Origin of the sequence: Mesorhizobium sp. BR1-1-13 (genome assembly GCF_020165515.1) — a bacterium.
In the GTDB taxonomy this organism is placed as follows: Bacteria; Pseudomonadota; Alphaproteobacteria; order Rhizobiales; family Rhizobiaceae; genus Mesorhizobium.
This window is the reverse complement of record NZ_JAIUIH010000004.1, coordinates 453,000-467,005: the sequence shown is the minus strand read 5'-3', so window position 1 is coordinate 467,005 and position 14,006 is coordinate 453,000. Positions and strand designations below refer to the sequence as shown.

The window sequence follows — 14,006 nt, the reverse complement described above, 5'->3', positions numbered from 1 at the left end:
GTTTCCGGCCTGCTTGACAGGCAGGGCGGGTGAGGGAAAGCTGCGCAAAGGGCAGGGAGGGGATCCTGCTGCCCACGGCCGCCTCGAGGCGTGCAACAGTCGAAGGAGTATCATCTTGGCTGTCACCATCACCTCCCTCATTCTCCTCCTCATCGGCCTCGCGCTTGGCGCCGGCGGCATCTGGTTGGCTTCACTGGGAGGTAGCTGGTACTACATCATATCAGGCATCGCCTTCCTCATCGCCGCATGGCTGCTCTACCGGCGCAGATCCACCGCGCTCTGGCTCTACGCCGCGATCGTGCTGGGCACGCTTGCCTGGGCGGTCTGGGAAATCGGCTTCGACTGGTGGGAACTCGGGCCGCGCGGCGGCATCATCGTGCTCGTCGCGTTGTGGCTGCTGACGCCGTGGGCGAGGCGGGGCCTTGTTGGTCCCGATGGCCGCGCGCCGCTCATTCTCGCCGTTTTGGCGTCGCTGGCGGTTGCCGGCTATTCAATGACGACCGATCCCAAGGATATTGCCGGCAATCTCGACACCGACAAGGTGACCCCGGCGGCTGATCTCGGCGGCGACATACCTGCCGGCGAATGGCACTTCTACGGCCGCACGCCCTATGGCCAGCGCTATTCGCCACTCGACCAGATCACGCCGGAGAATGTCGCCAACCTGCAGCCGGCCTGGACTTATCGCACCGGCGACGTGAAAGGTCCCGACGATGTCGGCGAGACCACCTATCAGGTGACGCCGCTGAAGATCGCCGATACGCTCTACATCTGCACGCCGCACAATTTCGCCATCGCCATCGATGCGGCCACGGGCAAGGAGAAGTGGCGCTACGATCCCCAGGTCAAGCTCGACAAGGACCGCCAGCACCAGACCTGCCGCGGCGTCTCCTACTACGCCGACGCCAAGATCGCTCCCGGCCAGCCTTGCGCGGCCCGCGTCTACCTGCCGACTTCGGATGCGCGGCTGATCGCGCTCGACGCCGCCAACGGGCAGGTCTGCTCCTCGTTTGCCGAAGGCGGTACGCTGAACCTTCTGACCGGCATGCCTTATCCCAAGTCCGGCTATTACTATTCGACCTCGGCGCCGCTGATATCGGGCGGCAAGATCATCATCGGCGGCGCCGTCAACGACAATTATTCGACGCAGGAGCCCTCCGGCGTCATCCGCGCCTTCGATGCCAGCACCGGCGCGCTGATCTGGAACTGGGATTCCGGCAATCCCGACCAGACCACGCCGCTGGCGGCAGGCCAGACCTACACCGCCAATTCGCCCAACATGTGGTCGACGCCGAGTGCCGACGAAAAACTCGGCCTGCTCTACATACCGCTAGGCAACCAGACGCCGGACCAGCTCGGCGCCGGCCGCAGCGCCAATGTCGAGAAATTCTCCTCCTCGATCACCGCGCTCGACCTCAATACGGGGCAATTGAAATGGGTGCGCCAGACCGTGCACCATGATTTGTGGGACATGGACGTGCCAGCGCAGCCGAGCCTGGTCGACATCACCAAGGCCGACGGCACCGTCGTGCCGGCGCTGGTCGGGCCGACCAAGCAGGGCGACCTCTATGTGCTCGACCGGCGCACCGGCGAGCCGATCATTCCGGTCAAGGAAGTGCCAGCGCCTGGCGGCGCTATCGAAGGCGACCACACATCGCCGACGCAGCCGGTATCTGACCTTTCCTTCAATCCGCCGCCGCTGACCGGTGCCGACATGTGGGGCATCACCATGTTCGACCAGCTGGCCTGCCGGATCTCGCTGCACAGATTGCGCTATGAGGGCCGCTACACGCCGCCCTCGCTACAGGGCACGTTGGTCTATCCCGGCAATTTCGGAGTCTTCAACTGGGGCGGGGTGGCGGTCGATCCGGTGCGGCAGGTACTGTTCGGCATGCCGACTTATCTTGCCTTCACCTCGAGGCTTGTGCCCCGTGCGGACGTGCCGCCGCCTGGCGACGCCAAGGGCAGCGAGCAGGGGCTGAACCGCAATGACGGCGCTCCTTATGCGGTGGTGATGGGACCGTTCCTGTCACCGCTCGGCATTCCGTGCCAGGCGCCGCCATGGGGCTATGTCGCCGGCGCCGACCTCAGGACCGGACAGATCGTCTACAAGCACAGGAACGGCACGGTCTATGACATGACGCCGCTGCCTTTGCCGCTGAAGGTCGGCGTGCCCGGCATTGGCGGGCCGATGATCACCGCCGGCGGGGTGGCTTTCCTCGGCGCCGCGGTCGACGACTACCTGCGCGCCTACGACGTGACCTCAGGCAGGCAGCTCTGGCAGGCGCGCCTGCCAGCCGGCGGGCAATCGACGCCGATGACCTATACGGTGGCTGACGGGCGTCAGTTCGTGGTCATAGTCGCCGGCGGCCATGGCTCCGTCGGCACCAAGCCCGGCGATTATGTGATGGCGTATGCGCTTCCGAAGTAGGAACGGGTACAGTCCCGCAGGATCGCGCCCTAACTGATTCCGAGATGGCCCCTCAGGCTGGGCACCGAACCGAGCACTTCATTGGTGAGGTCAGGCCCGGCGGCGGCTTCGGCCTGTTGGATCAGCGCGGCGCCGGCCTGTCTGATCTGCGCCATGTCGAGGCCGGAGGCCTTGAGCGCGGCGACGCCGTTGATCAGTGCGCCGGCTTTTTCGCCAAGAACACCGCCCAGCGCGCCTTGCAGTGACGACAGCAGGCCACCACCGCCGGCCGCGCCAGCGGCCATGACGTCGTATTGGCGGGCGAGATCGTCGGCGCCGGGAATCTTGGCGAAGAAACCCGAGACGTTGGTGCCTTCCGCCTCGTGCTCCAGTACCGAGAAGATGGTGCCGACGACTTTCTCGGTCGTTGCCTGGTCGAGGCCCGCCTTTTGCGAGACGGTGTTGACGATATCCTGAATGTTCATGGTCTCACCTCAAATTTGGGATTTCGGGTCCGTGCGGGGTCCCGGCCGATGCGAAGCTCGATCATCGACCGCCTGCCTGCGTCCGCAAGCCTGAAGCGTAATGCCTGAGCGGCAGCCAGAGCAAGGATGAACGCGCTGGTGAGGATAGGCATGGTCATCGGCGGCAGTCCTTCTGGTCGGAACGGGATGGCACGGGCATCGGTAGCACGCAGCTTCCCTTATTGTTGTGGCAGGTGCCTGCAGGATTCATGGCGATGACCAAAATGTGATGTGGGGCGCCGACATTGCCGGCTGCGGGCATTGCTCGCCGCTGCGCCCATCCAGGCTGGACCGGGCCAGCCGCGCTCCTATGTAGCTCCGGTATTGAAGCTTGAAGCCGAGGAATGCGCCATGACCAAAGCAGCCGCCACGACACCAGCAAAGCCTGGGATCACCCAGGCGATGATCGACGCCTATGACGAATACACGCATCTGACACTCGATCGCCGCCGCTTCATGGAGCAACTGACCCGGCTTGCCGGGTCAGGGGCGGCGGCCGCGGCGATCGCACCGATGCTGGCGGCGAATTCCGCTCAGGCGGCCATCGTCGCGGAGAACGATCCCCGCGTGAAAGGCCAGGACATCACCTATCCTGGGGCCGGTGGCGAGATGAAGGGCTATCTGGTCAGGCCGGCGGATCAGGCGGGCAAGCTCGGCACCGTCATCGTCATCCACGAGAACAGAGGACTCAACCCGCATATACGCGACATCGCCCGGCGCGTGGCGCTCGAGGGGTTCGTGGCGCTCGCGCCGGATTTCCTGTCGCCGCTCGGCGGCACGCCCGCCGACGAGGACAAGGCGCGCGACATGTTCACCAAGCTGGATACGGCGCAGACGGTCGCCAATGGCGTCGCGACAGTGGCTTTCCTCAAGGCCGACAAGGACGGCAACGGCAAGGTCGGCGCCGTCGGCTTCTGCTGGGGCGGCGGCACGGCCAACATGCTCGCCGTGAACGCGCCTGATCTGGCGGCAAGCGTCGCCTATTACGGCATGCAGCCGAAGGCCGCGGACGTTTCGAAGATCAAGGCGGCGCTGATGCTGCATTATGCGGGATTGGATGAGCGCACCAATGCCGGGATCGACGCCTTCAAGAAGGAGCTCGATGCCGCGCATGTCGAATACATGGTCTATGTCTATGAAGGCGCCAATCACGCCTTCAACAACGACACTTCGGCAGCGCGCTATGACAAGAAGGCGGCTGATCTCGCCTGGGGCCGGACCGTCGCCTTCCTGAAGGAGAAACTGGCTTAGCGCAGGATCTACTGCGCGCTCGCCGGCCTGTGCAAGGCAACGCCGGCCACCACCAGCGCAATACCGATGCAGTCGCTGATGCCGGGGATCTGGCGCAGCACCAAGATGCCGATCAGCGTCGCGGTGACCGGTAGCAGCGACAGCATCAGCGCGAAGCTCGACCGCGGCAGCCGCGCCATGGCGAGCTGGTCGCAGATATAGGGGATGACCGAGGAACAGATGCCGACGCCGATGGCTGCCAGCAACAGCAGCGGGGCGAAAAAGGCCGGCAATGCATCGGTGAAGCCGATCGGCAGCACGACCAGGAAGGCGACGGCCATGGCGGCGCCGAGCCCGGCAATGCCGCCGCCGGCGCCTGAAGCGGCGACGCGATGGCCGAGCACGATATAGCCCACAAAGAGCGCGCCATTGAGGAAGGCCCAGAACAGACCGATGGGATCGCTGGACCATTTGACGTCGATCAGCAGCAAGGTGCCGGCCACGGCGACAGCAAGGGCAGCGAGATTGCGCGCGCTTCGGAGACCGACCAGCGCGACGCCGATGGTGCCGACGAATTCGATCGCGGCCACCAGCGAGATCGGCAGGCGGTCGAGCGCCAGATAGAAGGAGCAATTCATCACTGCGAGACAGGCGCCGAAGGCGAGCAGCAGCAGCCGTGTCGACCGATCGGCCTGGGCGAAGATTCGCCACGGACGCGTCAGCGGCGCGAAGATCAACGCGGCGGTGGCGATGCGCAACCAGGCCATACCAAGCACGCCGATCTGCGCGAACAAAAGTACGGCGAAGGCAGGGCCGAGATAGTGGAACACGGCGCTGACGCAGAACCAGACATGCGGCGGCAGTGATGTCGTCAGTCTGGTAAAGGCCGCACCTGCGGTGCGCGTGGTTTGGACTTGCGCCTGATCGTTCACCGGATCAGTATCGCAGGTAATTTTTCCGTCTGATATGGGTGGTGATCATTCGATGATCTCGATCGCTTTCCAGATGCAAGGAGTTTTTGATGAAACACCTTCGAAACCAAAATATCGATCTCGATGCGGTCGATCTGAAGATCCTGCGCCTGCTGGAAAAAGATGCGCGCGCCAGCACGGCCGAACTGGCGCGCGCCGTCGGCCTGTCGGCGCCGAGCGTATCCGAGCGCATCAGGCAGCTTCAGGAGAGCGGCGTCATCGAAGCCTATTGCGTGCGGATCAATCCGGCGGCGCTTGGCCTGAACCTGTCGGCATGGCTGCGCGTCAGGCCGGTGCCGGGGCAGCTCGCCGTCGTGGCCGAGATCATCCGCGACCTGCCGGAGATCGCGCAATGCGACCGGGTAACCGGTGAGGACTGTTTCATCGCGCTGGCGCATGTCGGCTCAATGGCCGAACTCGAACGGGTGATCGACCGCATCATTCCCTACGCGATGACCAACACGGCGATCATCCAGTCATCGCCGGTGGCGGCGCGCTCGCCGCTGGCGGCAATCAGGCGACAGGGTTGAGGTCAAACCCCTGGAATGTCGTCAACGGAAGTAGCCGCTCTACCCGCAGCGTCAGGCGTGGCCGCGCTTCATGCGGGCCTGCTTAAGGATAACGCGCCAGCGGATCATGTCGAAGGGGATCGGCTCATTGTTGTTGGCGATGTGGAAGATCTCGTTGTTGACGTTCTTCAGCGAGCGCCAGAAATCATAGTCGGTAATGCGCGGATCGGCGGCGAGCCTGTCCACCTCGACTTTGATATCGGTTTTCATGCACGTCCCCCGAATCGGCTATGCCCCGCCGCCCGTGTCGCTACTTCGATGCGGATCGTTTTCGAACGGCCCGCTGAGTCGCGCAACGGTCCAATCGGCTTGTTCCCGTTAAAACCTCGGTAAGGTTAACGCGGGCCCCGGGCGGGTTCAAGCCGTCTTGCGTTTGATGCCGATCGAGCGGCCAGCGCGCTCGGGCATCGGCAAGGCTGCGTGAGCGGCGCGCATCGCTTCGATCTTGGCCAGCACGTCGGCGGGGAAGGGGGCTACCTTGGGCCCGGACATGTCGACATGCAGTGCAAGCTGCTCGGACGTGGCGGCGAGCCAGCCGTCGGCATGGCGGATTTCCTGATAGAACCGCAACCGCTTCTCGTCATGGTCGATGAGCTGGAAGGAGACCGTGACCTTGTGGTCGAGATGCAGTTCCTGCACATAGCAGACATGGACTTCGGCGGTGTAGATGGTGAGGCGGCGGTTCTTGACATAGTCCAGTCCCATGCCCATCGCCTCGAAGGCTTCATCCGAACAGCGGTCGAACAGGACGTTGTAGTAGGCCATATTGAGATGGCCGTTATAGTCGATCCAGTCCTTCTCGATAGCCATTGGCTGAGAAACAAAAGGGGCGGGGATCGGCATGGCAACTTCCTTGTTCTGGTGTTGGACAGAGCGTGGTTGTAAGAGCGGTTCATCGTTTCACGGAAACATCGGACCGCCTCTTTGACACAATTCCCTAGGGAAAGCGCTAGGCGCTTTTCCCGGGAAAACCGCTTCACACTTTTCCTGGAATTGCGTTAGGCATCATCCATAAATGCATGACAAGCATGGACACTGTTCCATTCGCGGAGGAATTCATGGCCCTGAGCGACCTCAATGCGGTCGAGCGCAACGAAGAAGGCATCACCGCCGTGCTCGGCATCCTCAAGCAGCGGTTTGGCGAGCGCTTCCAGACCGGCCAGGCGGTCCGTTCCCAGCATGCGCATACCACCACCTACATTCCGACGCAGGCGCCGGACGGCGTCGTCTTCCCGGAAACGACCGCCGAGGTACAGGAGATCGTGCGCGCCTGCGCCGCGCACCGCGTGCCGGTGATCGCCTTCGGCGTCGGCTCCTCATTGGAAGGCCACACAAATGCGCCGGGCGGCGGCATCTCGGTCGACACTTCGCGGATGAACCAGATACTATCGGTGAATCCGCAGGATCTCGACTGCACGGTCGAGCCCGGGGTGACTCGCGAGGATCTGAACCGGCATCTGCGCGACACCGGCCTGTTCTTCCCGATCGATCCGGGCGCCAATGCCTCGCTTGGCGGCATGGCTGCGACGCGGGCATCCGGCACCAATGCGGTGCGCTACGGCACCATGCGCGAGAATGTGCTGTCGCTGACGGTTGTGATGGCCGACGGCGAGGCGGTGACGACGGGCAAGCGCGCGAAAAAGAGCTCGGCCGGCTATGATTTGACCAGACTGTTGATCGGTTCGGAAGGCACGCTTGGCATCATCACCTCGCTGACGCTGAAGCTACAAGGCATTCCGCAGGCGATCTCGGGCGGCGTTTGTCCGTTCCCCAGCCTGGAGGCGGCTTGCGACACAGTGATCGCGACGATCCAGATGGGCATTCCGGTGGCGCGCATCGAACTGGTCAACGCGCTGCAGATGCGGGCAATGAAGAACTATTCCAAGCTCGACTATCCTGAAAGCCCGTGCCTGTTCGTCGAGTTCCACGGCTCGGATGCCGGCGTCGCCGAGCAGGCAGAGACCTTTGGCATGATCTCGGAAGAAAATGGCGGCGGCCCTTTCCTGTGGACCAGCGTCGCCGAGGAGCGCACCAAGCTGTGGAAGGCCAGGCATGATGCCTATTGGTCGTCGCTGACGCTGCGGCCAGGCGCCAAGGGCCTGTCGACCGACGTCTGCGTTCCGATCTCGCGTTTTGCCGAATGCGTCACCGAAACCGAGGCCGACATTGCCGAAATGGGGCTTGTCGCGCCGATCGTCGGCCATGCCGGCGACGGCAATTTCCACGTGCTGGTGCTGATGGACGTGAACGACCCGAAGGAAATCGCGCTGTCGGAAAAGTTCGTGGCCCGGCTCAACATGCGGGCCATCGCCATGGAGGGCACCTGCACGGGCGAGCATGGCATCGGCCAGGGCAAGATCGGCTTCCTGCGCCACGAGCTCGGCCACGGCGTCGACATCATGCGCACGATCAAGCAGGCGCTCGATCCGCTCGATATCATGAACCCGGGCAAGATCCTGCCGGCTGCCGAGTAGGCGCCGTCATAGACTCGTCTTGACCCCACCGCCAATCGGGCCGAGATTCCGTATGCTGGAGGTCCGGAAGAGGCGGGCAATCCAAGCGGAGGAGTGGTGTCATGGCGATTTCACGCAAGGAAGAAGCGCGCGCGCTGAGTGCCGACGAACACGAGCTGGTGGAGAAATCGCACCATCCGGCGGTCCAGGACCTTTCTGACGCCGATCTGTCCGGCCTCGTCAAACGCCTGCGGGAGCGGCGCGACAAGGCGCAGACCGAGGCGCATCGACGCCGGCGCGAAATCCGCGGCAAAGGCGCGCCCAAGGGCGCGGCTGCCTCGAAAGCCGACGGCGGCTCGCAGTTGAAGCTTGCGGTGCTGGCGATGGCCATGCGACGGTTGAATGGCGAGGTCGAACGGCGCCGGCAACTGGCGGCGCGCGTCTCATTGGTGGACAGCGCGCGCAAGGCGCTGGCCCTGAAGCAGAAAGCGCCGACGGACGGTCCAGCATTCAACGCGCGCACCGCGCACAAGGGCATGCGGGCCGTGGCAAACCAGAGGACGCCAAATCTGGTTCGGCCGGCCGAGCTCGGCCGACAACGCAAGGCGGCCAAGGTGGCGCAGGCAAAGCGCGACGCGCGTTGAATTCGCACTGGTGACGCCGATGATCGCGTGCTGGTCTCCGCAGCACGCCGATGCACGACAGACGCTTCTCCGCCGGCACCTGTCGATACGCTTTGACGCGGCGTGCGCCGTCTACCGAGTGGCCAACTTCTCTGGCGCTGCTTCGGCAAGCGCCTGCAGCACCGGCCGGGTGGGCGCGAAGAATGTCGTGCCGGTGTGAGGGGTGGAGAAATCAAGCAGCCGGTCATAGGCGCCGGGCGGGTCGCCGACATACATGCGCTGCAGCATCTTCTCGATCACCCAGAGATACCTCGAATAGCCGATGAAGTAAGTGCCGAATTCCCGCTGTCCCGGCCTGCCGAACGGCATGTTGTCGCGCAATATGTCGTATTCGTTGCCGTCGGCATCGACCACGGTGGCAAGCGACTTGTGCGATTTGCGCGGCGCGTCGTCGTCATCGATTTCGATATTGTCGATCTTGGTGCGGCCGATGATCGCTTCTTGCAAAGGCGTTGGAATTTCCGCCCAGGCGCCGAGATCGTGCAGATACTTCTGAACGACGACGTAGCTGCCGCCGGCGAACTCGGCGTCCTCGTCGCCGACCAGTGCCGAGGCGGGCAGGTCGAGGCCGGTTGGGTTGGCCGTGCCGTCGACAAAGCCGAGCAGGTCACGCGCGTCGAAATAGCGGAAGCCCGAGACTTCGTCGACGACGGTCACGCCGGGACCAAGCCTGTCCAGCAGGATACGCTCGAACTCGAAGCACATGTCGGGCCGCTCGGAGCGGATATGGAAGAGAAGGTCGCCCGGCGTCGTCGGCGCGGCGTGAACCGCTCCCTTGATCGGCGCGAACCGCTTCAACTCCGCCGGCCGCCGGCCGGGGCTGAGCCGATCCCAGAGGTCGCGGCCGATGCCGGCGATGCAGGATAGGCGCCCGCCAAGGTCGCGGAACCCGACGGTCTTGACCAGGTCGTCAAGGTCGCCGAGCACGGAACAAACCCTTGCGAGAACCGGCGGTTCATCGGCTATGGTGACGACAAGGAAAATCGCAGATTGCGAAAGCGGCGCATCGACGCTCTGCGCATCGATCGGCACACGGTCCCAGTTCTTCCCCGACATCCCCAATTCTCCGCTTTTCCAGGATTGTTTCAGACGATCCCGGATCGGAAAACGCCGCGACCGGAACAGGGCGAGGACGCCCAAAGCAAGGTATCGCGATCAAGAGCGACCGCGCAACATCGAACCCGGTCCATGGTTGTCGCCGACGACGATCGAATTGCCTCTTTATCGACACGCGGATGCAGGTAGAGTGCGGCTGATTTCAACCAAGCCGTTCGGAGCTGATGCTCGCACGCCTGTTCGTGATCTTCGGTGGCCTGTTCGTGCTGGTGCTGTGCGCGGCGCTGGTGGGGCCGTATTTTGTCGACTGGTCCGGCTATCGAGCGCAGTTCGAGCGCGAAGCGAGCGCCATTCTCGGCCGCAAGGTGACCGTGCAGGGCGCCGCCACGGCGCGCTTGTTGCCGTTTCCGTCGGTAACCTTCTCCAATGTCGCCGTTGCCGGCGGCCCCGCCGGCCAGCCGGCTATGACCGTCGAGACGTTTTCGATGGATGCGGAACTGGCGCCGTTCCTGCGTGGCGAGGTGCTGATTTTCGACATGCGGCTGGTGCGGCCGAAAGCGACGATCGACATCGCCGCCAATGGCACTGTCGACTGGGCGATGCGGCCGTCCTCGCCCTTCAACCTCAACCAGATATCGATCGAGAAGCTGACGGTGACGGAAGGGCAGATCGAGTTGCGTCATGCCGCCGGCGGACGCAGCCACATCATGTCCGAGATCAATTCGACCATTTCGGCCAAATCGCTGGCGGGCCCGTGGCGCATGGAGGGCACGCTGAGGTTCGACGGCCTGCGCACGACGGTTGCCGCCACCACCGGCAAGGTCGAAGCCAACGGCCAGATGCGGTTTCGGCTCAAGGCCGATCCCGACGCCTATCCGCTGGTCATCGAAACCGACGGCAATGCCGGCATCGTCAACGGAGCCGCCATCTACTCCGGACAGTTCAAGATTTCCGGCGCCGACAAGAACTCGGCCCAGTTGCGGGGCACCGATGGCGAGACGGTGAAGGTCGGCACCGGCAAGTCCGATCCCGGCTTTCGGGTCAACGGCAAGTTCGCGCTCGATCACCAGAAGCTCGGCATCGATGAATTCCGCTTCGAGACCGGGCCGCTCGACAATCCATATACCGCCGACGGCAAGGCCTCGGTCGATCTCGGGCAGAATCCAAGCTTCGCCATCGAGGCCAATGGCGCGCAGGTGCAGTTCGACGAGGCCGTGGGTGCGGCGGCAGGCGCCGGCTTGACACTGGATCAGCGCATTGCCGGACTGGAACAGGCCTTGCTCGACCTGCCTAAGCCGACCATTCCCGGAACGGTCGAGGTCAGGTTGCCGGCCGTCGTGGCCGGCGACACCACGGTTCGCGACGTTCATCTTTCCGCCGAACCGGTCGATGGCGGCTGGTCGGTGAAATCGCTTGCCGCGACACTGCCCGGCCGCGCCACGCTGGAGGCCGACGGCCTGCTCAGCGTCGAGAACCATTTCGGCTTCACCGGTTCGCTGCTGCTGGCCGTGGCGCAGCCTTCCGGCTTCGCTGCCTGGTTGTCGAAGGATGTCGACGAGGCGATCCGGCGCCTGCCCGCCGCCGGCTTCCGGGCCAGGGTCGATCTCTCCGAAAAGCGCCAGGCCTTCAGCGATCTCGAACTGGTCCTGGGCAAGGCGACGTTTTCCGGCCGCATCGATTCCAGCCAGCCCGACGACGCCAGGCCCTCGGTGCTGATGCGGCTGGAAGGCGGCGATCTCGATGTCGACGGGCTGGCGGCCTTCGCCTCGATCTTCATCAGCGACAAGGGCGCCAACCGATTTGCCGACCGCGACCTCGATTTCCAGATCAAGGCGGGACCGGTCAGTGCCGGAGGCTTGACCGCCGATACGGTCGACACCGCGCTCAGGCTGCGCGACGGGCTACTTGAGATCGACCGGCTGTCGGTGGGCGGGCTGGCTGGCGCGTCGATCAGCGCCACCGGCCGGATCAAGGATTTTCCGGCGAGCCCGACCGGCAAGCTCGACGCCTCCGTGGTCGCCGTAGACCTGAAGCCACTGATCGACGTGGCGGCGCAGCACTATGCCGACAATGCCGTGCTCAAGGGACTGGCTAGCCGCGCCGCAGCCTATCCCGACCTGTTCCAGGATTCACGCGTCGATCTTGTGGTGAGTGCCGCCGACAATGGCGACGGCACAACGGGGCTTGCGGTGAGTGGGCAAGGCAAGGCCGGCGGATCGTCCTTTTCCGCCTCGCTGTCGGGGAAGGGAGCGGTCGAGAAGCTTCTTGAAGCGCCTGTGGCGCTGACCTTCAATGCCAGGAACCCCGACGCCACCGCGCTGCTGGCACTTTACGGCTTGCCGGCGCTGCCGCTCGGCATGCTCGGCGAGGCAAGCACCGACATCCAGGCCAAGGGCACGCTGGGCGGCGGCCTGGCGACGAGCTTCAGCCTTGCCGGCAACGACTTCAACGCCGGTTTCGACGGCACCGTAGCCGACACACCGCAAGGTCCGGTCGCAAAGGGCAAGGTCAGCCTCGATGCGGCCGACATCGAGCCCTGGTTGATGACATCAGGCATAGGCCTGCCAGGCATGGGAACAGGCATGTCGACGTCGCTCACCGCGCAGGCCGATTACGGCAACGGCCTACTGGTGCTCTCCGGCCTCAATGCCGCCATCAACGAAGCTGCGGTGTCGGGTGACGTGAATATCGACGTCAAGGAGGGGATTGGCGGCAAGGATGGCGTGCCGCATCTGGCCGGCGCGCTGGCGCTCGACGAACTCGATCTCGACCCGATGGCGGTGGCGCTGTTCGGCGATTCCGCGTTCACGGACAAGAACGGAGACAATAAAGGCGGTGTGTGGCCGTCGGCTCCGTTCAGCCAGAAATCCAGCCTTCCGTTCACGGCCGATCTCGACTTGACCGCGGCTTCCCTCACCGCAGGACCATTCGCGACCGCCTATGACGCGGCCTTGTCGCTGAAGCTCGACCAGGAAGGCATCCGCGTGTCCGATCTCAGGGCGAAATTCCTTGGCGGTGCGCTGACCGGCCTGTTCGAATTGAAAAACAATGACGGCACCGGGCTTTTCACCGGCCAGATGAAGCTTGCGGACGCCGATTTGCCAGCCGTGCTGCCGAATGCCGGCATCGACGGCAAGGGGGATATCTCCGCGGCGTTTTCGACAAGCGGCAAATCGGTCGACGCGATGATCGCCGCTCTGTCGGGTTCGGGCACGGCGGCGCTGAAGGGCGTTACGGTCGCCGGCGTCAATCCCGATGCGTTCAACACCTTCCTCGCCAAGGCCGACGCGATCGGCCGCGATATCGATGCAGCCAAGACAGCCGGCTTCGCCCCTGCTATCGCGGCAGATGGGAGTTTCGCGGCAAAGGATACCGACATCGCCTTCACCATTGCAGGTGGCACGCTGCGGGCGCCGCCGATCAGCCTCGAAAATCCTTCGGCGACCTTGTCCGCCGACATCACGGCGGATCTCAATGCCGATACGGTCTCCGCCAAGGGCGCGGTCACCTACCGGCCCGGCGACGAAGCGCTCGTCGGTTCCGAGCCGGCGATGAATTTCAGCGTCGAGGGGCCGTTCGGCGCCGTCAAACGGCAGTTCGACAGCGAACCGCTGGCGCAATTCCTGACGCAGCGCGCGCTGGAGAAAGAGCAGCAGCGGGTCGAGGCGATGCAGGCCGCATTGCTGGAGAAGCAGCGGCTGCGGCGCGAAGTGCGTTACTACGCTGCGTTGCAGGACCAGCGCGACAAGGCGGCCGAGGAGCAGCGACAGCGGGAGGAGGCGGCGCGGCTGAAGGCCGAGGCCGACGCCAAGGCGAAAGCCGAGGCGGAAGCTCAGGCGCAGGCCGAAGCGGAGGCCAGGGCCAAGGCGGATGCCGAGGCAAAAGCCAAAGCCGAGGCGGATGCCAAGGCAAAGGCCGAGGAGGCGATGCGGACCGCCTCGCAGGAGAGGGCAAGGTTGGAAGCAGAGCGCAAGGGCGCCGAGCAGACGCCGAACCCGGAACCGGCGCCGCCGCCGGTGGCCAATGATAATCCGCCCCCGGCCAAACCGCAGTTCAATCCGTCTACGATCGACAATTTGCTGAAGTCTTTGCAGTAGGGCAGTAGGCAGG

11 protein-coding genes are annotated in these 14,006 nt (G+C 64.3%); 6 read left to right on the top strand and 5 right to left on the bottom strand.

The window, feature by feature from the left end:
- Positions 1-115: 115 nt before the first annotated feature.
- Positions 116-2,431 carry a glucose/quinate/shikimate family membrane-bound PQQ-dependent dehydrogenase gene (locus LB533_RS12980; RefSeq protein ID WP_140639178.1) on the top strand — a complete coding sequence of 772 codons (2,316 nt, stop codon included), beginning with the start codon at positions 116-118 and terminating at the stop codon, positions 2,429-2,431.
- Positions 2,432-2,460: 29 nt separating this feature from the next.
- Here LB533_RS12980 and LB533_RS12975 read toward each other — a convergent pair whose 3' ends face one another.
- Positions 2,461-2,895 (bottom strand): hypothetical protein, encoded by a 435-nt coding sequence (locus tag LB533_RS12975; protein WP_140639177.1) that lies wholly within the window; start codon positions 2,893-2,895, stop codon positions 2,461-2,463.
- Between the two features lie 390 nt (positions 2,896-3,285).
- Here LB533_RS12975 and LB533_RS12970 point away from each other — a divergent pair, with 390 nt between their 5' ends.
- On the top strand, positions 3,286-4,185 hold the full coding sequence (locus tag LB533_RS12970) for a dienelactone hydrolase family protein (RefSeq protein WP_140639176.1): 900 nt from the start codon (positions 3,286-3,288) through the stop codon (positions 4,183-4,185).
- 8 nt (positions 4,186-4,193) lie between these two features.
- On the opposite strand, the gene LB533_RS12965 is transcribed toward LB533_RS12970, so the two are convergent.
- Positions 4,194-5,096 (bottom strand): EamA family transporter, encoded by a 903-nt coding sequence (locus LB533_RS12965; RefSeq protein WP_140639175.1) that lies wholly within the window; start codon positions 5,094-5,096, stop codon positions 4,194-4,196.
- Between the two features lie 89 nt (positions 5,097-5,185).
- Here LB533_RS12965 and LB533_RS12960 point away from each other — a divergent pair, with 89 nt between their 5' ends.
- Entirely contained in the window at positions 5,186-5,665 is a 480-nt protein-coding gene (locus LB533_RS12960) for an Lrp/AsnC family transcriptional regulator (RefSeq protein WP_140639174.1), read from the top strand.
- Between the two features lie 51 nt (positions 5,666-5,716).
- Here the strand turns inward: LB533_RS12960 and LB533_RS12955 are convergent, their stop codons facing one another.
- Together LB533_RS12955 and LB533_RS12950 are read right to left on the bottom strand one after the other, a co-directional pair.
- A complete protein-coding gene (locus tag LB533_RS12955) occupies positions 5,717-5,914 on the bottom strand; it encodes a hypothetical protein (protein WP_140495286.1) in 198 nt (65 codons plus the stop codon).
- Positions 5,915-6,061: 147 nt separating this feature from the next.
- Positions 6,062-6,547 (bottom strand): thioesterase family protein, encoded by a 486-nt coding sequence (locus LB533_RS12950; protein ID WP_140495288.1) that lies wholly within the window; start codon positions 6,545-6,547, stop codon positions 6,062-6,064.
- 215 nt (positions 6,548-6,762) lie between these two features.
- Here LB533_RS12950 and LB533_RS12945 point away from each other — a divergent pair, with 215 nt between their 5' ends.
- The gene (locus tag LB533_RS12945; RefSeq protein ID WP_140639173.1) at positions 6,763-8,178 is read left to right on the top strand and encodes an FAD-binding oxidoreductase; all 1,416 of its coding nucleotides are present in this window, start codon (positions 6,763-6,765) and stop codon (positions 8,176-8,178) included.
- Positions 8,179-8,279: 101 nt separating this feature from the next.
- Positions 8,280-8,801 carry a hypothetical protein gene (locus LB533_RS12940; RefSeq protein WP_140639172.1) on the top strand — a complete coding sequence of 174 codons (522 nt, stop codon included), beginning with the start codon at positions 8,280-8,282 and terminating at the stop codon, positions 8,799-8,801.
- A 111-nt stretch (positions 8,802-8,912) separates the two neighbouring features.
- Here the strand turns inward: LB533_RS12940 and LB533_RS12935 are convergent, their stop codons facing one another.
- Entirely contained in the window at positions 8,913-9,896 is a 984-nt protein-coding gene (locus LB533_RS12935) for a Dyp-type peroxidase (RefSeq protein ID WP_224556461.1), read from the bottom strand.
- A gap of 224 nt (positions 9,897-10,120) precedes the next feature.
- Between LB533_RS12935 and LB533_RS12930 the strand changes: the two genes are divergently transcribed.
- Complete coding sequence (locus LB533_RS12930; RefSeq protein ID WP_224677311.1) at positions 10,121-13,993, top strand: AsmA family protein; 3,873 nt, start codon at positions 10,121-10,123, stop codon at positions 13,991-13,993.
- Positions 13,994-14,006: the final 13 nt, after the last annotated feature.